The organism is Rhodococcus sp. 06-1474-1B (assembly GCF_002258885.1).
Lineage (GTDB): Bacteria > Actinomycetota > Actinomycetes > Mycobacteriales > Mycobacteriaceae > Rhodococcoides > Rhodococcoides fascians.
Map to the genome: position 1 here is coordinate 788,196 of NZ_NOYR01000023.1, position 21,771 is coordinate 809,966.

17 protein-coding genes are annotated in these 21,771 nt (G+C 65.4%); 13 read left to right on the forward strand and 4 right to left on the reverse strand.

The annotated features are described in order from the left end of the window. Window positions 1-35: 35 nt before the first annotated feature. Window positions 36-758 (reverse strand): hypothetical protein, encoded by a 723-nt coding sequence (locus tag CH266_RS13760; protein WP_255175916.1) that lies wholly within the window; start codon window positions 756-758, stop codon window positions 36-38. A 222-nt stretch (window positions 759-980) separates the two neighbouring features. On the opposite strand from CH266_RS13760, the gene CH266_RS13765 reads away from it, so the two are divergent. From CH266_RS13765 to CH266_RS13775, 3 genes are read left to right on the forward strand one after another with little or no spacing between them, the layout of a single operon-like run. Further along, entirely contained in the window at window positions 981-2,456 is a 1,476-nt protein-coding gene (locus CH266_RS13765) for an iron chelate uptake ABC transporter family permease subunit (protein WP_094715442.1), read from the forward strand. Window positions 2,457-2,503: 47 nt separating this feature from the next. Beyond that, a complete protein-coding gene (locus CH266_RS13770; RefSeq protein WP_176457095.1) occupies window positions 2,504-3,556 on the forward strand; it encodes an iron chelate uptake ABC transporter family permease subunit in 1,053 nt (350 codons plus the stop codon). Next, complete coding sequence (locus CH266_RS13775) at window positions 3,553-4,422, forward strand: ABC transporter ATP-binding protein (protein WP_027497146.1); 870 nt, start codon at window positions 3,553-3,555, stop codon at window positions 4,420-4,422. The genes CH266_RS13770 and CH266_RS13775 overlap by 4 nt, the downstream gene beginning before the upstream one ends. 9 nt (window positions 4,423-4,431) lie before the next feature. Here the strand turns inward: CH266_RS13775 and CH266_RS13780 are convergent, their stop codons facing one another. Together CH266_RS13780 and CH266_RS13785 are read right to left on the reverse strand one after the other, a co-directional pair. Beyond that, window positions 4,432-6,954 carry a bifunctional lysylphosphatidylglycerol flippase/synthetase MprF gene (locus CH266_RS13780; protein ID WP_094715538.1) on the reverse strand — a complete coding sequence of 841 codons (2,523 nt, stop codon included), beginning with the start codon at window positions 6,952-6,954 and terminating at the stop codon, window positions 4,432-4,434. 101 nt (window positions 6,955-7,055) lie between these two features. Continuing rightward, entirely contained in the window at window positions 7,056-8,357 is a 1,302-nt protein-coding gene (locus tag CH266_RS13785; RefSeq protein WP_094715443.1) for an alpha/beta hydrolase, read from the reverse strand. A 194-nt stretch (window positions 8,358-8,551) separates the two neighbouring features. Between CH266_RS13785 and CH266_RS13790 the strand changes: the two genes are divergently transcribed. The 4 genes from CH266_RS13790 (at window position 8,552) to gndA (ending at window position 13,609) form a co-directional block, all read left to right on the forward strand. Further along, entirely contained in the window at window positions 8,552-8,968 is a 417-nt protein-coding gene (locus tag CH266_RS13790) for a BlaI/MecI/CopY family transcriptional regulator (protein WP_032366177.1), read from the forward strand. Between the two features lie 23 nt (window positions 8,969-8,991). After that, entirely contained in the window at window positions 8,992-9,948 is a 957-nt protein-coding gene (locus tag CH266_RS13795) for a M56 family metallopeptidase (protein ID WP_032370570.1), read from the forward strand. A 281-nt stretch (window positions 9,949-10,229) separates the two neighbouring features. Further along, complete coding sequence (locus CH266_RS13800) at window positions 10,230-11,993, forward strand: DEAD/DEAH box helicase (RefSeq protein WP_032370571.1); 1,764 nt, start codon at window positions 10,230-10,232, stop codon at window positions 11,991-11,993. Between the two features lie 164 nt (window positions 11,994-12,157). Beyond that, window positions 12,158-13,609, forward strand: a complete 1,452-nt coding sequence (gene gndA, locus CH266_RS13805) for an NADP-dependent phosphogluconate dehydrogenase (protein ID WP_032388365.1) — start codon at window positions 12,158-12,160, stop codon at window positions 13,607-13,609. A 71-nt stretch (window positions 13,610-13,680) separates the two neighbouring features. On the opposite strand, the gene CH266_RS13810 is transcribed toward gndA, so the two are convergent. After that, entirely contained in the window at window positions 13,681-14,208 is a 528-nt protein-coding gene (locus tag CH266_RS13810; protein ID WP_052060886.1) for a DUF4262 domain-containing protein, read from the reverse strand. A gap of 87 nt (window positions 14,209-14,295) precedes the next feature. Between CH266_RS13810 and CH266_RS13815 the strand changes: the two genes are divergently transcribed. From CH266_RS13815 to CH266_RS13845, 6 genes are all read left to right on the forward strand, one after another. Continuing rightward, window positions 14,296-15,624, forward strand: a complete 1,329-nt coding sequence (locus CH266_RS13815) for a DEAD/DEAH box helicase (RefSeq protein WP_032370572.1) — start codon at window positions 14,296-14,298, stop codon at window positions 15,622-15,624. Further along, window positions 15,621-16,520, forward strand: a complete 900-nt coding sequence (locus tag CH266_RS13820; RefSeq protein WP_032388364.1) for a DMT family transporter — start codon at window positions 15,621-15,623, stop codon at window positions 16,518-16,520. The genes CH266_RS13815 and CH266_RS13820 overlap by 4 nt, the downstream gene beginning before the upstream one ends. An 11-nt stretch (window positions 16,521-16,531) precedes the next feature. After that, the gene (locus tag CH266_RS13825; protein ID WP_032366171.1) at window positions 16,532-17,968 is read left to right on the forward strand and encodes a GuaB1 family IMP dehydrogenase-related protein; all 1,437 of its coding nucleotides are present in this window, start codon (window positions 16,532-16,534) and stop codon (window positions 17,966-17,968) included. A 331-nt stretch (window positions 17,969-18,299) separates the two neighbouring features. Beyond that, entirely contained in the window at window positions 18,300-19,679 is a 1,380-nt protein-coding gene (locus tag CH266_RS13835; protein ID WP_027497158.1) for a hemolysin family protein, read from the forward strand. Then, entirely contained in the window at window positions 19,672-20,793 is a 1,122-nt protein-coding gene (locus CH266_RS13840; RefSeq protein WP_032370576.1) for a hemolysin family protein, read from the forward strand. The genes CH266_RS13835 and CH266_RS13840 overlap by 8 nt, the downstream gene beginning before the upstream one ends. After that, window positions 20,794-21,708 carry a hypothetical protein gene (locus CH266_RS13845; RefSeq protein WP_032370577.1) on the forward strand — a complete coding sequence of 305 codons (915 nt, stop codon included), beginning with the start codon at window positions 20,794-20,796 and terminating at the stop codon, window positions 21,706-21,708. The last annotated feature ends 63 nt before the right edge of the window (window positions 21,709-21,771 follow it).

The following is a 21,771-nucleotide window of genomic DNA, read 5'->3' on the forward strand; positions in this document are numbered from 1 at the left end:
TAGCATAGGCATACCTCAGTTCGGACGCAAGGCCTTCAGGAGGCGCGTAGGCGCTGCCGGCCCGGGACTCCGACTCGCGATCGCACGGGCGCGCCGGCAGCGACCATCGCGTCGAGCAATAACTGGCCTCGCCGCGTTCCGGCGGAGGGGCCGGCCCCGGCCAAGATCGGGACGTACGTCGACGCACCGAGGATCGCGTCACCCACCAGCGCCCAGAAGACGCGAGCATCCAGAGGAGCCCGCTCACTGATCGCGCGATAGACAGACCCGAGAGACGTCAGGCACCGATGCGCGGTCCAGACGAGAAGAGCCTGTTCACAGGGCAACGTCACGGTTCCGGGCTCGCCGGCTGCCGGATCCTCCGGCAGCACTCGCAAGATGGGCGACGCAACACCCGCCCAATCGATTCCCCCGTCGCTGTCCATATGGATCCACAAGTTCTCGATGCCCGGATCCCAGGCACGCGCTTCGAGCACGAGCAGTGCTGCAACCCGCCCGACCACCGCATGAATCAGCGCAGTCGCCACCTGCACCGCCGCAGCGCGCGGCACTTCGAGATCCTCGAGCGAACGGCGGTACATCTGCTCGACGCGACCGTCGTCGAGACCGACCGACAGCTGCCACCAACGCCGCTTGCCCTCGTCGGCCATGGCGGCCACCGCGTACATCCTCGGATAGTCGGGATTGAGCGCGCGCAGAGTGGAACACGACTCGGCCAACAGAGCGTGCCCACCGGATCGGTCCGAGAATCGGTGCACATCGGCCCAGCCCGTGAATGCCGCAGTTGCAACTGACACCTGAACGCTCCTTCTGTTCGTGACCGGTGAACTCGCCCCACCGTCGACCAATGAATGTAGGTTAGCCTAACCAGATCCGGCTGCCGAGTCAGGCACCGCTACCCTTACCTCGTGTCGCACGCCGAGCAAGGGTTCCGTAACCTAAACCGTGTCCCTTCGATCCAGCGAGGAGTCACGACCCCAGTGACCACAGCTCCGCTACTCGGCCCCCACGGCTCGCGTCGCTCGCCCGACGAGCGATACGGGACCGAGGACGTGCCCACCGGGCCCGCACCGCGGAGTACACGCATCGCAGCCGCGGGGATCGACGCGCTGATCGTGCTCGTGCCGTTGTTCATCGGGTGGTCGATCGTCGACGCCCTTCGCGACGACAACGGCGGTGGCCAGGCCGACCGTGTCGTGTTCGGAGCCATTTCTGTTTCGGTGGCCGTCGCCTTGTTCGTCTGGAACCGCGGCTACCGCGATGGCAACGAGGGGCAGAGCACAGGTAGACGGTGGATGAGTCTGACGCTCCGCGACACCGACACCACCGGCCCGGTCGGTGTCCGTCGAGCTCTCCGTCGCCAGTTCGGTCTCGGCCGGTCCAGTTCGGAGGTCGTGCGCGAGAAGACCGCTGCAGCGGATGATTTCGAGCCCATTCCCAAGGATGGTTCGGTTGCCGCCATTCGCCGACGCAGATTGCTCGGCCTGGCAGTGCTGGTCGTCGCTCTGGCCGCCGGCATCTTTGCGAGCATCGCCATCGGTGCCCGACCACTGACGTTCGCCGAGATCGCCCATGCATTGATCGATTCGAACGGCACGGACACCGACATCATCGTGCGGACCTTGCGTGTCCCCCGAACGGTGCTGGCGTTGGTGGTCGGCGTCGCGCTCGGTATCGCAGGTGCCCTCATCCAGGGACATACGCGCAACCCGCTGGCCGATGCCAGCTTGCTCGGCCTCAATTCCGGGGCTGCGTTCTTCGTCGTCATGGCCATCTACCTGTTCCGGTTCACCTCTCCGAGCCAGTACCTGTGGTTCGCGTTCGCGGGTTCGGCAGTGGCGAGCGTCGTGGTGTTCGGTCTGTCGTCCATCGGGTCGGGCAGATCGAGTCCGATCAACCTCGCCCTGGCGGGCGCGGGTGTCGCGTTCTTCCTCTCCGCGATGACGAATGCCGTCGTGTTGCTCGACCAGACGAGCCTCGACGGCTACCGCTTCTGGGTGGTCGGATCGGTCGCCGGTCGGGGGCTCGACGTGCTGTGGCAGGTTCTCCCCTTCCTGATTCTCGGTGTGCTGATCGCACTCGCCAGCACCCCGGGCCTGAACGTCATGAGCCTGGGCGAGGACGTAGCGCGATCCCTCGGAACCAACATCGCGGTCACCCGAACCGTCGGAATCCTGGCCATCACTCTGCTGACCGGAGCGGCAACGGCCGCTTGCGGGCCCATTGCCTTCGTCGGCCTCGTCGTTCCGCACATCGCCCGAGCGGTGACCGGACCCGACTACCGCTGGCTCGTGCCCTACGCGGGCCTCATGGGCGGCGTGATGCTGATGATCGCCGACGTCATCGGACGCGTTGTGGTGCGCCCGGGCGAGTTGCAGGTGGGCATCGTCCTCGCACTCTTCGGCGCGCCGTTCTTCATCGCACTGGTACGCCGTAGAAAGTTGGCGAGTCTGTGACCGCCGAGATCCGGTCCCCCGAACCCTCCACGGCCGGTCCCGGCACCGTGCCCGCACGGCCCGCCGTTCGCCTGGGGCGGGTGTCCCTCGTCCGCCGTCCACTGATGGTCGTCACCACCCTCCTCGTGGCTGCCGCCTTGATGCTGGTCATGTGTGTCAACATCGGCCGCGGCGACTTTCCGCTGTCGATCCCCCAGGTGCTCGACGTCCTGCTCGGCGGCGGAACGCGGATCGAACGGTTCATCGTCATGGACCTGCGCCTGCCCCGATCGTTGACGGGCTTGCTCGTCGGAGCGGCCCTGGGAATTTCCGGTGCGATCACGCAATCCATCTCTCGAAACGCACTCGCCAGTCCCGATATTCTCGGCATCACCGCCGGTGCCAGTGCTGCAGCCGTCGCGCTGATCGTCCTGGGCGGCGGCGGTACCTTCAGCGGTCTGCTCGCCACCCTCGGGCTGCCACTGGCAGCGCTGATCGGCGGAGTACTCACCGCAATAGCGATCTACTCACTCGCCTGGCGGAAAGGCGTCGACGGCTTTCGCTTCATTCTGGTGGGAATCGCCGTCAACGCCATGCTCACGGCCGTCATCGGGTGGTTGCTGATCAGCGCCGACATCAACGACGTGTCGCGCGCGCAGGTCTGGCTCAACGGTTCTCTCAACGGAGCCAACTGGTCGACGGTGTGGCCGGTCGCAGTCGCCGTCGTCATCGTCGGGGGCGCAACCATCGTGTCGACGTTCACGCTGGGAGCACTGCGTCTGGGTGACGACAATGCACGATCGCTCGGAGTGCGGTTGCAGCACAGCCAAGCCGTGATGTTGCTCGCCGCCGTCGCACTCGCTGCCGTTGCCACGGCTGCAGCCGGACCGATCGCGTTCGTCGCACTGGCAGCCCCGCAGATCGCGGTACGGCTCCTTCGAACCCCGGGACCGCCGATCATCGCCTCGGCACTACTGGGCGGACTGCTGGTAGTGGCGAGTGATCTCATCGCGCGGACGATCCTGCCGGTGGAACTGCCGGTCGGCATCGTCACCTCGGCACTCGGTGGACCGTTCCTTCTGTACCTTCTCGTGCGCAGTAATCGAAAGGCTTCCGTATGACAATCAGCCACGCCTCGCGTTTGGTCGCAGACGATCTCAGCCTCGGTTACGGCGACCGGACCATCATCGAGCACCTCGACCTCGCGATTCACACCGGAGTGATCACCACCGTCATCGGCCCGAACGGCTGCGGCAAGTCGACCCTGTTGCGATCGCTCGGACGCCTGCTCAAGCCCAAGGCCGGAAGCGTGATGCTCGACGGCCGGGCGATCTCCTCGATGAAGACCAAAGAGGTTGCCCGAACCCTGGGCATGCTGCCGCAGGCACCTACTGCTCCGGAAGGACTGACCGTCGCCGATCTGGTCTCGCGCGGTCGTCACCCCCATCAGTCGTGGATCAGGCAGTGGAGCTCGGACGACGAGGCAGAAGTGGCCAACGCACTCGAACTCACCGGCGTCGGCGACCTCGCCGACCGTCCCGTCGACGAGCTGTCCGGTGGTCAACGGCAACGCGCCTGGATCTCGATGGCACTGGCGCAAGGCACCGACATCCTGCTGTTGGACGAGCCGACCACCTACCTCGACCTCGCCCACTCCATCGAGGTACTCGACCTCGTCGATCGCCTGCACGAGGAGCTCGGCCGCACCATCGTCATGGTGTTGCACGATCTCAACCTCGCACTGCGATACAGCGACCAGTTGATCGTCATGAAGCAAGGAACCATCGTCACGTCCGGTCGCCCTCAGGACGTCATCTCGGAGGAACTACTGCTCGACGTGTTCGGACTCGAGGCAGCCGTGATCGACGATCCCATGTCGGATCGCCCGCTGATCGTTCCGATCGGAACTCGCCACGTGTACGGGTCGGTCGGTGGTCCGGTGAAATCGGACAGGCGTTCCGGGACTCCGGACTCGCGGGCCGTCTAGCGCAGACCGTCACCGCTCGATCATCGTTCGGACGAGCTTGAAGCCCTGACCGATGGACACGTCGGGCAGGTAGGCCCGGCCGATTGCGTTGCCGATACTGGGCAGGGCGGCAGGATCGGCGAACGTCATGTGCATCGGCTCGTAGCGCGGCTGGAATTTGGATTTGAATGCCAGCAGAGACCGGAACCCGTAGACAGGTTCGAGTGTGCGCCCGAGTACATCGAGCAACCGTTCGAGCAAGCCGGACAGCGTCGACTGCTCGACGCTGGACACGTGCTCGGGCTGCTTCTCGTCGACTTTGGCCAGAGGTGCACCGGACAGGCTCAGGAACCTGGCCCCCTCCTGCTCGAGGAGCAGGGCGGCAGAGGCGATGAGAAACTCCATTGTCGGCCGAAAACCTTCCGACCGTCTCCGCATGAAATCGAGCGTCCAACCGACGATGACGCCGTCCTCGTAGACGGGCATCCACGACGTGACCCCGTGCACGGTTCGATGTTCGTCGACGGCAATCAGGCATCGCACGTTCTCGTCGTCGACCTCCTCGAGACCGCCGAGGGTGAAGCCCATCTCCGGCATCCCCTTGTCTGCCACCCACTCCTCGGATATCGCGGTGATCTGATCGGTGATGGCCAGTGGAGCGGTGGGAAACCGAATCCACTCCGCGACGACGCCTGCCTTCTTCGCTCGATTGAGCGCAGTACGAACATCCTGGAACCGCTTGCCGGTGAACGCGATCCCGTCCAGATCGAGCACGGTCTCCTCACCGACCTGGATACCGCCCCATCCCAGAGAATCGGTGATACGCCGGACGGCCGGGGTGACGGAGTAGAAACACGGAATCCACCCGTTCTTCGACGCGAACTCGGCAAACTCGACGACGTTGTCTCGCAACGATGCTCGCGGCCCGACAGGGTCACCGGTGGTCAAAGCCACGCCGGAAATGACGCGATACGCCACGTAGCTGCGGCCGTCGGCGCTGAACCAGTACTTGTTCCCGCGCCAGGTCGTCATCCACGACAGCGCCGAGCCGCTGCTCGACATCAGCACGCTGCGAGCCCGTTCGGTGGCATCGGTCTCCGGGCCGTACACCGGTGTGAGGAAGGTGCTGATCGTGAGCGCACACACCACGACCCAGAACACGACGCCGGTCCACTCGAACAGCAAGGTGGTCGGGGTGCTCTGGGGTAGAAGGGCGGGCTCGAGCCACTGCAGATAGACCGGCGGAACCAGCCTCTGCGGGAAATCGACCAGCAATCCGCCGAAGGACGGCGAGTCGGCGAAACCGCCGCGACCGAGATAGCCACCGATCGAGTAGATCAGGCCGAGTCCTACTACGGCGGCCACGACGGACGCGGCCCAGCGTCGGTACGTGCCAGCCGGTGCCGACACGTCGAAGAACTTCCGAGTGACGATCAGGACCAGCAGGACGATCAGGGGCAGAAGGAAGGGCACGGCAGTGCGGTAGGCCGTGGGAGATTCCAGCCCGTAGAACAACGATTCGTCGTCACCGGCTTCGAGGAATCGGATGGCGTAGTTCGCCACCGACAGCGCGAGCAGAACCACCTGCGAGATCACTGCCATCGCCCACGCGAACCGTCGACCGCGGCGCAAACCGTCACTGACCACCAACAGGAACAGCGACGGCATGATACTCAGGATCGTCGGTCCGACTCCGCCCAGCCTGAGGTCGAGCAGCCCGCGGCGGCATTCCACCGGATCGGTCGTGGCATCGGCGCAGATCTCACGAACCTCGGCAGCTGTGTACGGCACACCGCGAACCACGTCGCGAAGCACCGCGAACGGCCCCACAGCATTGGGGCTCAAGGCCGCCAGCACCGGACCCAGGGCACTGGCGGCGACGATCAGCGCGACCAGGACACGTCCTTCACGCTGCGTTCCCGCCAATCTCGGACCGCGCGCCGACCGGCCGACGATCCACGGGCCCACGATCAGACCGATCACCGCTGCCGCCAACCGAACGACGTCCTGCAGATGACCGCCGAACAAGGCCAGGGTCACCAGAAGGGTCAGCAGTCCGACGCGAATCCGCCTGCGCCACAGCGTGTCCATCCGCGACGTGGCAACCAGCACAACGCCACAGACCCATGTCGTCGGGCCCACGGCCGTACCTACGTGGAGGCGGAAACCCCAATCCTCGTCGACGGTCTTCGCCAGCACGGCCAGGCCCAGCCCGAACAACGACCCCGCAACCTGCGTCACGAATGCGGCTACCGCGAACCGACGGGAACCGATACGACGTTCGATCGGGGCAGCAGCGAGGAGCACCGCAACGGTCGCCACCACGCAGCCCGCAATATTCGGCGCTGCCAGACCAGATGTCAGCGGCGTCCAGAGATGCCAGTGCTCGAACGGGACGATGCCTACCGCGAAGTACCTGTCGACCTGACCATGGCCGTCCGACACGACGGCATACATCCCCGAAAGCCAGACCACGGCGAGCAGGGTGAAGCTGACCGGGGCACCCACGGCACCGAACAGGATCAGCGACCACAATCGCCGCGACTGCCGCATCGTCGCCGAGGCGGCGGATCTCACGACGGCCACCTTCTCGGACATCCACGTCGGTGCCGCAGCATCGATCGCTTCCGTCGAACTCCCCGACTCGTCGGTGTTCACGCCGTCAGTCCTGTTCTCGTAGCCAGCCACGGCAGTTCTCGACGTAAGCCTTCGGACCACACCGCGAAGCTGTGTCCCCCTGGTACCTCCACGTACTGCACATCCATTCCAGCGGCCTTCGCCGCGTCGTACATCTCCTGCTGGCCCGGTTGGTAATCCTTGTCCTCGGACCCCACGACGAAAATACCGGCAGAGTCCGGGTATCGACGCGATTTCAGCAGGTCGAGAGGGTTGATCGCGGTGAACGCTGCGGCGTTGCCGCCGAACGCCTGCTGCACGGTTCGATCTCGATCGCCGAGGGTCGGCTCGCGCTGACCCGACAGGTCGAGAAACGTGGGATAGACCTCGGGATGATTGGTGGCCATCTGTATCGAGCACGTTCCGCCGTAGGACAATCCGCCGATCGCCCAATGAGCACGGTTGCGATCCACCTGCAGGGAGTTGTCGATCCAATCGGGAACGTCACGTGCGAGGTACGTGGCCGCGTTGCCGAGTGTCGAATCCACGCAGAGCGGATTGGCGATCGACGAGCCGGTGCCGTCGGCCACGACCACCACCGGTGCCAGACCGGCATGATCACGCGCGAAGTTGTCCATGGTCTCGGCGAGCTTGCCCCCGTTGAACCAGTCTTCGGGTGCGCCGGGCTGGCCGGCGAGCAGTACGAGGACAGGAAGGAGCGGACGGGGATCGGCGAAGTAGGCCGGCGGTAGGTAGATCTGGGCGTCTCGCGCCGTGAAGTTCGACGCGGTGGCAGGAATGGTGGCGGAGGTGACGCGGCCGGCGGAAGGCAGGTCGGCAGGTGCGGACCAGGCAGCTTCCAGGGGCGTGCCGGTGACGGTGTCGGAGACCGGAGGCGGCACGTCCGAGAACGCTATGCGCTCGGCCGACTCGACACCGAGCGCATTTCCCACGGTCGGATACGCATCGAATTCGAGGTTGACGTGCAGAGCAGACGTTGCCACCACGAGTACCGCCGCCAGCACCGACACCACTGTGCCGACCACGCCGCGGGCAGCGATCGACCGTGGTACGAGTGCGAACAGGGCAGCCACACCCACCCCGATCCACACGTAGATCGACATGTCGATCGGATCGGGGAACGGACGCCATACTTTTTCGACCACTACGTAACCGATGGCCGTGACGACGATCGCCGCGGTGGCAGCGATCGGCAGCGCACGCCTGGCGTACCGACGCGACCTCGAGACCAGCAACCACAGTCCGCCGGCGGCGCCGAGCACGGACACGATCACCGGCAGTGGCCCATCGAGCAACGACAGTGAATCGAACCACTTCACGCGAGGTCTCCACTCATCTTTCCGACTCGGCCCAGCGGCACCAACTCACGACAGAGTATGCCCACGGACCCGCTCACAGTCACGACCCGCCGACGCCACTCGACCGCGGCTATGACCGAGACCACAGCACTCGGACGGTAGTTACTACTACGAGTAGTACGCATCCGCGTCGGACTGGCCGTAGACTCGGAGGAATGGCTGGCCTTGGTGAATTGGAACGCGCAGTAATGGACCATCTGTGGGAATCGACGGAGCCGCAGACCGTTCGTCAGGTCCACGAGGCCCTTGCGACTCATCGTGAACTCGCGTACACGACCGTGATGACGGTCCTGCAGCGTCTGGCGAAGAAAAGTTTGGTCGTCCAGCAGCGCGACGACCGAGCTCACCGCTACGCCCCGGTCCATGGTCGCGACGAGTTGGTCGCGAGCCTGATGGTCGACGCGTTGTCCCAGGCCCCCGCCTCCGGCGGTCGTGCAGCTGCCCTCGTGCACTTCGTCGGGCAGGTCGGAGCAGATGAGGCCGCCGCCCTCCGTGAAGCACTCGCGGCGCTGGAAGTGGCACAATCGACGACAGAGTCACCTTCTGCTGCAGAAGGCCGTCCGACGGACTGAGGCTCCTCGTAGTAAGTGAGGACATGAACTCCACCACTGCGCTGGTATTCGCGATACTCGCGCTGATCCTGGCTGGACCTGTGCCGGCGATGCTCGCCCGCGCGAGCTGGCCGTACCGGTCGCCTCGCGCTGCTCTGGTGCTGTGGCAGGCCATCGCCCTCGCGGCCGTGTTGTCGGCCTTCAGTTCCGGCCTCGCAATCGGCGGATTGCTGCTCGTGCCGGGCCCCGACGGCCGTCCGACCACGGCTCCGACCGACGAGATCGACGCCTTGGGCCTGCCTCTGTGGACCTTGTACGTGGTGGTGCTCGCGATCACTCTGGGCATCGGAGCGAAACTGATGTTCTCGGTGGCTCAGGTGGCGGTGCGTACCCGCCGTCGCCGCTCCCGTCATCGCATGTTGGTCGATCTGCTCGACCGGACCGACAAGAGCGACAATCCGTTCAGGGGCCTGCGTGATGCAGACATCCGGGTTCTGGACGCGGCGGAACCGATTGCGTATTGCCTGCCCGGACTACGGCAGCGGGTGGTGCTGAGCCGCGGAACGCTTGCCAGCCTCTCCGAAGCGGAAGTGACCGCGATCCTCAGCCACGAGCGATCACACCTACGATCCCGGCACGACCTCGTGCTGGAAGCGTTCACCGCGGTCAACGAGGCGTTCCCCAGAATTGTTCGTAGCAAGTCCGCCCTGAGCAGCGTTCAGTTGTTGGTCGAACTGCTGGCCGATGACACGGCGGTCAAGGTCACCGGACCCACCCCTCTCGCGCGCGCACTCGTGACGTGTGCCGGATCCACCGCACCGCGGGGTGCCATGGCAGCCGGCGGACCGCACACACTCATTCGCGTCCAGCGGTTGAGCGGGCCGGGCAGCGACGTCCGGGTCGCCGCTGTGGCATATCTGGCCGCCGTCGTCATACTCGTGCTGCCGACCATCTACGTCGCGATGCCGTGGCTCGAAGAGCTGAGCAAACTCCTCGGCTGATCGAGCGCCGCCACGTCAGGGGGGTCACGCAGGTCACACCCATCCGGGTGAACAAATGGCGGTACGTCCCGTACAGTAGAACTCGGTCGCCATCGCGACCAAGCAATCGAAATGGCACAAACAGCCCCACTTTATGCAGGTTCGACCTGCGTACCGATGGCCAGGTGACAGTGCCCTGGCTCGTATCAATGTGTTCTGGCTGTTTTTCGTGTTTCCCTTCTCGTCGGGTCTCTCAGCTTCGGGCTTATTGGCGTGCCCGCAATCCGGAGAGGCTTTACTGCGTGACCAACGCTGTTTCCAATACCACCGTTTCCCCCGAGTCCGACTCGACGGCCGTACCGACGCCCGCAGCGGCACCGGCGTTCACATTCGCCGAGCTCGGTCTGCCCGAGGCAGTCGTCGCGGCTCTCGCTCGTAACTCGATCACCGTGCCGTCCCCCATCCAGGAAAAGGCGCTTCCCGACGCCATCGCCGGCAAGAACGTCCTCGGTCGCGCGCAGACAGGTTCGGGCAAGACCCTCGCCTTCGGCCTGCCGATCCTGCAGCGCCTGTCGCTGCACACCGATCGACCGGCCGCCAAGCGCCCGCGTTCGCTCGTACTGGTTCCCACCCGCGAACTCGCGTTCCAGGTTGTCGAGTCGCTCGCTCCCTACGCCAACGCACAGGGCCTCCGGGTCATGCCTGCTGTCGGCGGAACCCCGTTCAACAAGCAGGTCGAGCAGCTTCGCCGCGGAGTCGACGTACTGGTCGCCACTCCGGGACGACTGGCAGATCACCTGCGTCAGGGCACCTGCATCCTCGACTCCATCGAGATCACCGCACTCGACGAGGCCGATCAGATGGCCGACATGGGCTTCCTGCCCGAGGTGCGCGCCGTACTCGCCGATACACCCGCAGACGGCCAGCGGATGCTGTTCTCGGCCACCCTCGACCGCGAGGTCCAGTCACTGGTTCGCCAGTTCCTGCCCGACCACGTCGAGCACTCCACCCAGGACGGCAAGGCCAGCGTCCGAACCATGGACCACTACGTCCTCATGGTCGACCGCGGCCAGAAGGATCTGGTGCTCTCGGAGATCGGTGCCCGTGAAGGCGGCCGCACCATCATGTTCGCACGCACCAAGCTGGGCTGCGACGGCATCACCGATCGCCTGCGCGCCCTCGGCATCGCTGCAGAGTCGCTGCACGGCGGCAAGGCACAGAACCAGCGCACCCGAGTGCTCGAGCGATTCAAGAACGGTCGTACCCCTGTGCTCGTGGCCACCGACGTCGCGGCCCGCGGAATTCACGTCGACGGAATCGACCTGGTCGTACACGTCGATCCGCCCGCTGACCACAAGGACTACCTGCACCGCGCCGGCCGCACGGCACGCGCCGGAGAAAAGGGCACCGTCGTCGCGATCGTGCTCCCCAATCAGCGTCGTCAGGTTCTGCGTTTGACCGGGATGGCCGGCGTCAAGGCCACCGCGGTCAACGTCTCCCCCGGTTCGGCCGAACTCAACAGCATCACCGGAGCCAAGAAGCCGACCGGTGAGCCGTTGCGTGCCGAATCCACCCCGCGTGATCGCAACAGCCGCCCGCGCACCGGTGGCTACCAGGGATCCAACCCCCGCAGCGGTGGCTACCAGGGTTCCAACCCGCGCAGCGAAGGCGGCTACCAGGGTGACCGTCCCCGCACGGGATACCAGGGATCGAGCCCTCGCACCGGCGGCTACCAGGGATCCAACCCGCGCAGCGAAGGCGGCTACCAGGGTGACCGTCCCCGCACCGGCTACCAGGGATCGAGCCCTCGCACCGGCGGCTACCAGGGATCCAACCCGCGCAGCGAAGGCGGCTACCAAGGTGACCGCCCGCGTCGCTCCGACTCGAGCTCGTACCGCGGCTCAGAGGGTCGCGGTTACGAAGGTCGCGGGTCGGACAACCGTGGCTCGGACAACCGTCGTCCCGCATCCGCCCCGCGCCAGGACGAGAACCGGTCGGGTGGGTTCCGTAGCCGCACCGAGCGTCGTTCGTACGACGGTTTCGACGGGCCTGCACGCAGCCACTGATCGATCGTTCGAGGCGAAGCCCTGATTCGACGGGCTTCGTCGCTCGAACCCCGAGGTGCCGCATTCTTCGCGAATGCGGCACCTTTTTCGTCGTGTCGGCCTGCGTCGCACCCGACCCAGGGGGTTGGCTCGCGCGAAATCGCGCGGCAAGGAAAGCTGTCTGTATGACCTCAGCAGCAAAAGAGACAGAACTGGCTCAGATCGGAGTCACCGGACTCGCCGTCATGGGCTCCAACATCGCGCGTAACTTCGCCCACCACGGGCACACTGTCGCGTTGCACAACCGCAGTATCGCTAAAACCGACGCGTTGATCGCCGAGCACGGTACCGAGGGCAACTTCATCCGTACCGAGACCATCGAGGAGTTCGTGGCCGCGTTGGCGAAGCCGCGGCGCGTGCTCATCATGGTGAAGGCAGGCGACCCGACAGATGCGGTGATCGAGGAACTCGCCGGTGTGATGGAGGAAGGCGACATCATCATCGACGGCGGCAACGCGCTCTACACCGACACGATCCGCCGCGAGGCGGCCATGAAGGACCGCGGTCTGCTCTTCGTCGGTGCCGGTATTTCCGGCGGCGAAGAGGGCGCGCTCAACGGCCCGTCGATCATGCCGGGTGGTCCGGCCGAGTCCTACAAGGCACTGGGACCGTTGCTCGAGTCCATCGCTGCGCAGGTGGACGGCACGCCGTGCTGCACGCACATCGGGCCCGACGGCTCCGGCCACTTCGTCAAGATGGTGCACAACGGCATCGAATACGCCGATATGCAGCTCATCGGCGAGGCGTACAACCTCTTTCGCGACGCGCTCGGGTACTCGCCTGCGCAGGTTGCAGACGTCTTCACCGAGTGGAACAAGGGCGATCTGGAGAGCTACCTCGTCGAGATCACTGCGGAGGTCCTTCGCCAGGTCGACGCGAAGACCGGGCAGCCACTGGTCGATGTGATCGTCGATGCTGCCGAGCAGAAGGGCACCGGTCGATGGACCGTCAAGGCGGCACTCGATCTCGGAGTGCCCGTGACCGGGATCGCCGAGGCAGTGTTCGCACGGGCTCTGTCGGGATCGCGGGCCCAGCGCAAGGCCGCTGTCGGCCTCGCATCGGGATCACTGGCCGACAAGCCGACCGATGCCGAGCAGTTCACCCACGACATCAGCCGGGCGCTGTACGCGTCGAAGATCGTCGCCTACGCACAGGGCTTCGATCAGATCGCGGCGGGTAGCGCCGAATACGATTGGAATCTGCATCCGGGCGATCTCGCCACGATCTGGCGTGGTGGCTGCATCATTCGGGCGCGATTCCTGAACCGCATCAAGGACGCGTACGACGACAACGCCGAACTACCGAGCCTCATCCTGGCGCCGTACTTCCGTGACGCCATCGAGAACGCGATCGACAGTTGGCGGCGCGTCGTCATCACGGCTGCGTCGCTCGGCATCCCGGTGCCTGCGTTCGCATCCTCGCTCTCGTACTACGACGCGCTGCGCGCCGAGCGTCTGCCTGCGGCCTTGACACAGGGACAGCGCGACTTCTTCGGTGCGCACACCTACGAGCGCACCGATTCCGAGGGCAAGTTCCACACTCTGTGGAGTGGAGATCGCTCCGAGATCGAAGCCTGACATCGGTCCCTCGCCGGTGGCACCGCGCGTACTTTCGTGCGGTGCCGCCGGTGTGATCGGTATCCGCTCGCTCAGAAGGGCACCGGCCCGAGTATCGGCTGCACCACCGTCGACGGAATTCCCTCCCACGGCAGTGCACCTTCGAGGTCCCTCCAGACGGCTTGTACGGCGCTGAAGCGTCCCGTGCCGTACACGTCGGAGGCGACGTACAGGATGTCCGCACAATCCGGTACGTCGATGGCCAGAAGATCGAATCCTGCTGCTGCACAACCGATTCCGGATTCGATGTCCAACATCCCCGACGCCACCGAAGTCCCCAGCGCGTTCAGGATCATCGAGGATTCACGTGGCCCGCGTCCCGTCACGACGATTTCGGGACTGCCCAGGTCGGTGAGACCGACCGTGTAGCAGAACGCGGGATGAATGCCGTCTCGATCGACCTCCGATTCCACGTACTGCAGCGCCCACCCGAATGTCTCGATCGTTGCCCTCACATCATCGATGTAATTGTCGACACCGAACCCTCGGCACATCTTGCACATGACTCCCCCACCTTCGCCGTGCAACCGCCCCTGCGGAGATTGCGTCTCGAACGCCATTCGAACTCACGTTCTAGGGCAAGTATTGCGTGCGGTACCGACAAGAACGGTCGAACGCGTCGTCGATCCGGCGGTAAGGTCAGCTCCATGCCGGGTCAATCCACTCGATCGTTCGCAGACCTCGGTCTCCCCGTCGTTCTGGTGCACTCCCTCAGGAATGCAGGTGCTCGCGACCCGTTTCCCATTCAGGTCGCGGCGATCCCCGATGCCCTTGCCGGACGGGACGTCCTCGGGCGCGCACCCACGGGCTCGGGTAAAACCCTGGCGTTCTCACTGCCGATTCTCGTCCACCTCGCCGGCAAGCGAAGCGCACCTGCGGCACCGCGCGGGTTGATTCTCGCCCCCACGCGGGAACTGGCACTGCAGATTCGTGAAGTACTCGACATCCACGGTGCCACCTTCGGACTTCGTACCGTCGGCGTCGTCGGAGGTGTTCCGCTCGAACGCAACGTCCGAGATATTCAGCGCGGAGTCGACATCGTGGTCGCGACTCCCGGCCGGCTCATCGATCTCCTCCAGCGACGCTCGATCACACTCGAGCATGTCGAGGTCACCGTCATCGACGAGGCAGATCGCATGGTGGACATGGGTTTCCTGCCTCAGGTCGATTCACTGCTCGCTGTCACCCCGGAACACGGTCAGAGGATGCTGTTCTCCGCGACGCTGGACGGGGAGGTCGACGGGCTGGTCGAGAAGTTTCTGAAAGACCCCGCTGTGCACTCCACTGCGGCAGCCGTCAGCGAACCCGACATGACCCATTTCGTCTTCCGAATCGACGCGGCCCGAAAGACCGAAGTCGCTGCCGCACTTGCCAACCGCGACGGTAAGACACTTCTGTTCCTACGGACCACCCATGCCGTCGATCGACTCACCGACGAGTGCCTCGCACTGGGTGTGCCGGTATCGTCGTTGCACGGCAACAAGACTCAGGCGCATCGCACCCGATCGCTCGCGGCCTTCGGCGAGGGCACGTCCGTGGCTCTCATCGCAACCGACGTGGCAGCCCGCGGTGTTCATGTCGACGACGTGACTCTCGTCGTTCACGTCGATCCCCCGGTCGATTTCAAGGATTACCTGCACCGCGCCGGACGCACTGCACGTGCCGGTGCCCGCGGAACCGTCGTGACGCTGGCAACGGACGACCAGTTGGATCGCGTCCGATCGATGGCCGACGAGGCCGGCGTTGCCGCCACGGTCATCGATACCGATCTGGACCAGTCCGCGTGGCGTCGACCGACGGGCGCACGCACCCCGATCGGTCGACCGCTACCTGCCCCGGTACCGACGACGAGCGGTGCTGCGGCCGACACCCGAACTGCGCGCGGTGCGGGCCGGACGGGTACGCCGGGCAGGCGTGGGCGGAGCGATGGCACCGGGAGCCGGCGGGGTGGCGGCAGCAGAGGACGACGCGGGTGACCGCGTCCTGGCCGGCGGTCGTACTCGCACTGATTTCGGCGTTCCTGTTCGCTTGCGCGTCGGTCGCGCAACAGAGCGCGGCCGCGTCCGTCCCCGAAGGTGAATCCCTAGTTTCGGCACTGGTGCGTAGCCCGCGGTGGTGGGTGGGCGTCCTCGGAGACGGCGGTGGCTATGCGGTTCAGATCGCGGCGCTGTGGGTCGGCTCGGTGCTGGTCGTTCAACCTCTGCTGGTGACAGCACTGCTGTTCGCTCTCCCGATGTCGGCAAAGCTGGTCGGCAGAACACTGCCTGCCACCACCTGGGCGCTCGCCGTGGCGATGGCCGCGGCACTTGCCGTCTTCATCGTGGTGGGCGATCCGAGCGAGGGCAATACCGACGCCCCTTTCGTGCAGTGGCTCGTTCCATTGATCGTGGTGGCCGTCGTTGTCGGCTGCGCCGCCGCGGGCGGATTGCTGCTCACCTCGCCGGGAGTTCGGGCACTACTGCTCGGTGCAGCGGGAGGTTTGTTGTTCGGCCTGGCGGCTGCGCTGACCAAGAACGTCACCGACCTCGTCGACGGTAACCCGGTCGAGGCGCTGACGGCCTGGCAGACCTACACGCTGATCGGATCCGGCGTCGTCGGTTTCTACCTGCAGCAGCGTGCATTCCAGGTGGGTCCGCTGTCGGCGTCGATGCCGGCAGTGACGATCTGTGAACCACTCGGCGCGGCGTTCGTCGGAGTCACTGTCCTGAACGAGCGAATCAGAACCGAGGGCGCAGCCCTGACGGTCATCGTCGTAGCCGTGGCCGTCATGATCGTCACGACGGTCCTGCTGTCGCGTACGCAGGCCGCGAACGCGTCCGAACCGACCGCTCGGGACGGGGCGTCGAACCCAGGAAGTCCATCCGACCGGTAGTCTCGATCAACGTGCAGTTCCTCGATGGTCACCAGCCGCCCTACGATCTCACCTACGACGACGTCTTCCTCGTCCCGAACCGGACCGATGTCACTTCTCGTTTCGACGTGGACCTCAGCACGGTCGACGGGTCGGGAACGACCATTCCGATCGTGGTGTCGAACATGACCGCAGTATCGGGTCGGCGGATGGCCGAGACCGTCGCACGACGCGGTGCCATTGCCGTCATTCCGCAGGACCTGCCCACCGAGGCCGTGGCCGAAACGGTCGCATTCGTCAAGAGCAGAGATCTCGTTGCCGACACACCGGTCGTTCTCGGCCCCAACGCCTCGGTCTCCGATGCGCTCGCCCTGGTGCACAAGCGCGCTCATGGATCCGTCGTGATCGTCGAGCACGGCAAGCCCGTCGGTGTCGTCACCGAGAGCGCCTGCGCGGACGTCGATCGCTTCGCTCGGCTCAGCTCGGTGGCCGCGACCGACTTCGTGCGGGTGGCCCGCAACGCCTCACCCAAAGAGGTCTTCGAGATGATGGAGGCCGCCCACGCCCAGCTCGCGATCGTCGTCGAGGACGACGGTTCGTTGGCCGGTGTGGTGACGAACACCGGTGCCGTCCGCACCGGCATCTACGCCCCTGCCGTCGACGCGTCGGGACGGCTGCGGATCGCTGCCGCGGTCGGCATCAACGGCGACGTGGCGAAGAAGGCGACGGCACTGGTCGAGGCCGGTGCCGACGTCCTGGTGATGGATACCGCCCACGGGCACCAACAGAAGATGCTCGAAGCGTTGGCCGAAGTGCGTTCGCTCGATCTCGGCGTACCGCTCGCCGCCGGCAACGTCGTCTCCGCTCAGGGCACCCGTGACCTGGTGGCGGCGGGTGCGGACATCGTCAAGGTCGGTGTCGGCCCCGGGGCCATGTGCACCACTCGCATGATGACCGGCGTGGGTCGGCCGCAGTTCTCCGCCGTGGCCGACTGTTCGGCTGCCGCAGCCGAACTCGGTGCGTCGGTCTGGGCCGACGGCGGTGTTCGCCATCCTCGCGACGTCGCGCTCGCGCTCGCGGCCGGTGCCGCCAACGTCATGATCGGATCCTGGTTCGCGGGCACCTACGAATCTCCCGGAGACCTTCGCGTCGACGCGGCGGGCAACCGATACAAGGAAAGCTTCGGCATGGCGTCCAAGCGTGCCGTCGCGGCGCGCACTGCCACCGACGGGGCCTTCGACCGCGCCCGCAAGGCGTTGTTCGAGGAAGGGATCTCCAGTTCCCGGATGCGACTGGATCCGGATCGTCCCGGCGTCGAAGACCTCATCGATCACATCTGCGCAGGTGTGCGCAGCACATGCACTTATGCCGGGGCACGTTCCCTTCCCGAATTGGCCGAACGAGCCGTCCTCGGGGTCCAGTCGGCCGCAGGATTTGCCGAAGGGCGCCCCCTGCCGTCCGGGTGGTAACGCACCGACACGGTTAGACTCACCTACTACGAGTTCGACGACGTTCGCTGTCGTTGCCCGCGCCGAGACGACAACGTCGACTCGGCGCGGTGCGACGACGCGTCGGCCACCACCGGTGTGCCGCAACGCGAACCAGACAGAAGGGAATCAGGTGCCCGAGGCACCCACTATTTCGGTTGCCGGTTCGGCAACTGCGGAGCAGCACGACGACGGTTCCACATCGGAGGGATCCTCTATCGAGCCGGGAGAGAAACCCGGCGACACCGATTTCGACAGGTTTCCGCAGACGAGCGGAGCGGTACTGCTCTCTCAACTTCGGCGGCGTTGACCTGTGGCCACTCTCGTCACCATCGTCAGCCTGATCGGCTTCGTGGCGCTGACGGCAGGTACTGCCCTCTTCGTCGCGGCAGAGTTCTCCCTCACTGCTCTCGAACGCAGTGCGGTCGAGTCTCAGGCCGAGAACGGCGACCTACGCTCGCGCCAAGTTCTGCATGCTCACAAGACGCTGTCTTTTCAGTTGTCGGGCGCGCAGCTGGGCATCACGATCACCACCCTCATCACCGGTTATCTCGCGGAGCCGGTGCTGGCAGGATTCATTCGGCCGGTGACCACCGCGCTCGGTGCCTCGGACTCTCTCGCGTCGGGAATCTCCCTCGCGGTGGCTCTGATCTTGGCCACGTCGTTCTCGATGATCTTCGGTGAACTGGTCCCCAAGAACATCGCCATCGCGAAACCGATGTCGACCGCGCGGGTCACAGCCGGAGCGATGGCCGGGTTCTCCCTGATCTTCAAATGGGCGATCAACGGACTCAACGGCTCGGCCAACTGGCTCGTGCGACGGCTCGGCATCGAACCGGCCGAGGAACTGCGTTCGGCGAGATCACCGCAGGAGCTCGGTTCACTGGTCCGGACGTCGGCCCAGCAGGGCTCGATCGACGAGAACACCGCACGTCTGGTCGACCGGTCGTTGCAGTTCGGCGACCGCACCGCCGAGGAACTGATGACTCCGCGGGTCAAGATCGAGACTCTCGCCACCGACGCGACCGTCGCCGACCTGATCGAAACCGCTGCGCGAACGGGCTTCTCTCGGTTCCCGGTGGTCGACGGCGACCTGGACGACACCGTCGGTGTCGTACACATCAAGCATGCGTTCACGGTGGCCGGAGCGGACCGCCGGTCCACCACTGTCGAGTCCCTGGCGCGCGACGTTCCGGTCGTTCCGTCGAGCCTGGACGGCGACGCTGTGATGGAACGCGTGCGAGCCGACGGAATGCAGGTGGCCCTCGTGGTGGACGAGTACGGCGGCACCGCAGGCATGGTGACGATGGAAGATCTGATCGAGGAGATCGTCGGCGACGTGCGCGACGAACACGACGAGCCGGAACTGGACGTCGCTCGTTCGGGCGACGGCTGGGACTGCGCGGGGCTGCTTCGCATCGACGAGGTTGCGTCGGCGACGGGCTATTCGGCCCCGGAAGGCGAATACGAAACCATCGGGGGCCTGGTATTGATGCAACTCGGCCGGATTCCATCAGAGGGAGACGCGGTGCTTCTACCGTCCCCGGCGACGGAGGACGTCCCCGACGGCGACGGCGGGTGGATGGCGCGCGTGATCCGCATGGACGGCCGCCGTATCGATCGTGTGCTGATCCTGCCGGTCGACGCCGAAGCAGTGGCGCGTCTGCGATCGGACGGTGAGGTCGATGGGTGACTTTCTCGGGGTAGGTCTGGCAGTTCTGCTGCTGGCCGGAAACGCCTTCTTCGTCGGTGCCGAGTTCGCACTGATCTCAGCTCGCCGTGATCGTCTCGAAGCATTGCTGGCGCAGGGCAAGAAGCGCGCGCAGAGCGTCATCGAGGCCGGTCAAAATCTGTCGCAGATGCTCGCCGCGGCACAACTCGGCATCACGATCTGCTCGATTCTGCTCGGCCGCGTCGCGGAGCCCGCGGTCGCGCACTTGATCGAGGTGCCCCTGGAGCTGGTCGGCATCCCCGGCTCGTTCCTGCACCCGATCGCCTTCGCCATCGCGCTGACGCTCGTCGTGGTTCTGCACATTCTCGTCGGCGAGATGGTCCCGAAGAACATCGCCATCGCCGGCCCGGAGAGCACCGCCATGGTGCTCGTGCCCATCCACCTGATGTTCATCAAGGTGGCGTTGCCCCTGATCTCGTTCTACAACCTGTGCGCCAACCTGACGCTGCGCATGCTTCGCATCGAGCCCAAGGACGAACTGAGTTCGTCCGTCTCGGCGGTGGAGCTGTCGCAGATGATCGGCGAATCGCGCTCGGAGGGACTGATCGACGCCGAGGAACACCGCAGATTGCGCCAGGCTCTCGAGACCTCGGGCCGAACCGTGGCCGAGGTTCTGATTCCCTCGCATCAGGTTCGGAGTATCGAGCTGTCCGGGCCGGACCACACTCTCGGTCCGACCCTCGGTTCGGTGGAACGCGCAGTCATCGAAACCGGGTTCTCTCGGTACCCGGTGCGTGATGCGAGCGGTTCCCTGGTGGGCTATCTGCACCTGAAGGACGTGCTCGACGACATGGCCGACGACTCCGCCGGCCCGGAGACCGTCATTCCCCGCAGCGATGTCAGGGCCCTGCCCGTGGTGTCCATAGACACCGTGCTCGACGACGCGCTGACGAAGCTGCGGCGCGCCAGCAGCCACCTCGGTGCCGTGCACGATGCGACCGGTGCCACGGTCGGCATCGTCGCGCTGGAGGATCTGGTGGAGGAGTTCGTGGGCACGGTTCGAGACGGGACTCACCGTGTCGCCGGTCCCCGACCGGGTCAGTCCGCACCTACCGGTACCCCGCGGAACGTCTGAATGGGCGAATCGGCAACGCTGACCGAGGCGGAGTGGACTGCCCGGCGAGACGCGCACTCGGCTCGGGTGGAGAGTCTCGTCGGCAGCTATCTGGTCGATCGCGGACACGGCAATGTGCATCCGGTGGTGGATTTCTTGTTCACCTACTACAGCCATCGCCCGGGTCAGTTGCGCCGATGGAATCCCGGCCACGGCACGGTTCTGACGGGCGATCGGGCGCGTGACTTCGCCGAGTTCGCCTCGTACGAGCAGGTCGAGACTGCGGACGGTCCAGGATTCCGGGTGCGGTCGGATCTGCTCGAGCGACGCCGGCCCAGCATCGAGTTCGTTCTGGGTCTGCTGTCGGCGACGCGGGAGCGACCGCCCATGCTCGGCTGCTTCGGTCTGCACGAATGGGCGATGGTCTACCGCGGCGGCGACGCGGCAGTCCGGCACAGCCAAGTCCCATTGCGACTCGGTCATGAGGGAACCGACGCCGTGGTCGACTCGATGACGTTGCGGTGCACTCATTACGACGCCTACCGCTTCTTCACCGAGGACGCGGTACCGCGTAACGCCCTCGCGTTGTCCCCCGAGTCGCGCCTGGGGTCCGAGCAGCCCGGTTGCATCCACGCGTCGATGGATCTGTACAAGTGGTGCTACAAATTGGGTCCGTTGATCGACTCGGAGTTCGTGACCGACTGCTTCGAGTTGGCGTTGGAGGCTCGAACGATCGATATGCGCGCAAGTCCGTACGACCTGAGCGAGTACCATCTCGATCCCATCCGAATTGAAACTGCGGCTGGACGGGCAGAGTACGTTCGCGCGCAGGGAGAGCTGTCGGAAAAGGCAGCTCCCCTACGCTCGGCACTGATGGATCGGTGTCGAAATCTGCTCACCGGCGGCGGGTTCGGCGTCGGACCTACCGCCGAGTAACATCGACAGCGTTGTCGTGGGGACACCGTCACCGGTGTCCGTGACCGGAAAGAGTGAGGAATT

Bases quoted from the DNA above. Each gene is read 5' to 3' on its own strand.
- CH266_RS13775 (WP_027497146.1), top strand. From the start codon at position 3,553: ATGACAATCAGCCACGCCTCGCGTTTGGTCGCAGACGATCTCAGCCTC.
- CH266_RS13780 (WP_094715538.1), bottom strand. From the start codon at position 6,954: ATGCGGCAGTCGCGGCGATTGTGGTCGCTGATCCTGTTCGGTGCCGTG.
- CH266_RS13790 (WP_032366177.1), top strand. From the start codon at position 8,552: ATGGCTGGCCTTGGTGAATTGGAACGCGCAGTAATGGACCATCTGTGG.
- CH266_RS13795 (WP_032370570.1), top strand. From the start codon at position 8,992: ATGAACTCCACCACTGCGCTGGTATTCGCGATACTCGCGCTGATCCTG.
- gndA (WP_032388365.1), top strand. From the start codon at position 12,158: ATGACCTCAGCAGCAAAAGAGACAGAACTGGCTCAGATCGGAGTCACC.
- CH266_RS13810 (WP_052060886.1), bottom strand. From the start codon at position 14,208: ATGGCGTTCGAGACGCAATCTCCGCAGGGGCGGTTGCACGGCGAAGGT.
- CH266_RS13815 (WP_032370572.1), top strand. From the start codon at position 14,296: ATGCCGGGTCAATCCACTCGATCGTTCGCAGACCTCGGTCTCCCCGTC.
- CH266_RS13840 (WP_032370576.1), top strand. From the start codon at position 19,672: ATGGGTGACTTTCTCGGGGTAGGTCTGGCAGTTCTGCTGCTGGCCGGA.
- CH266_RS13845 (WP_032370577.1), top strand. From the start codon at position 20,794: ATGGGCGAATCGGCAACGCTGACCGAGGCGGAGTGGACTGCCCGGCGA.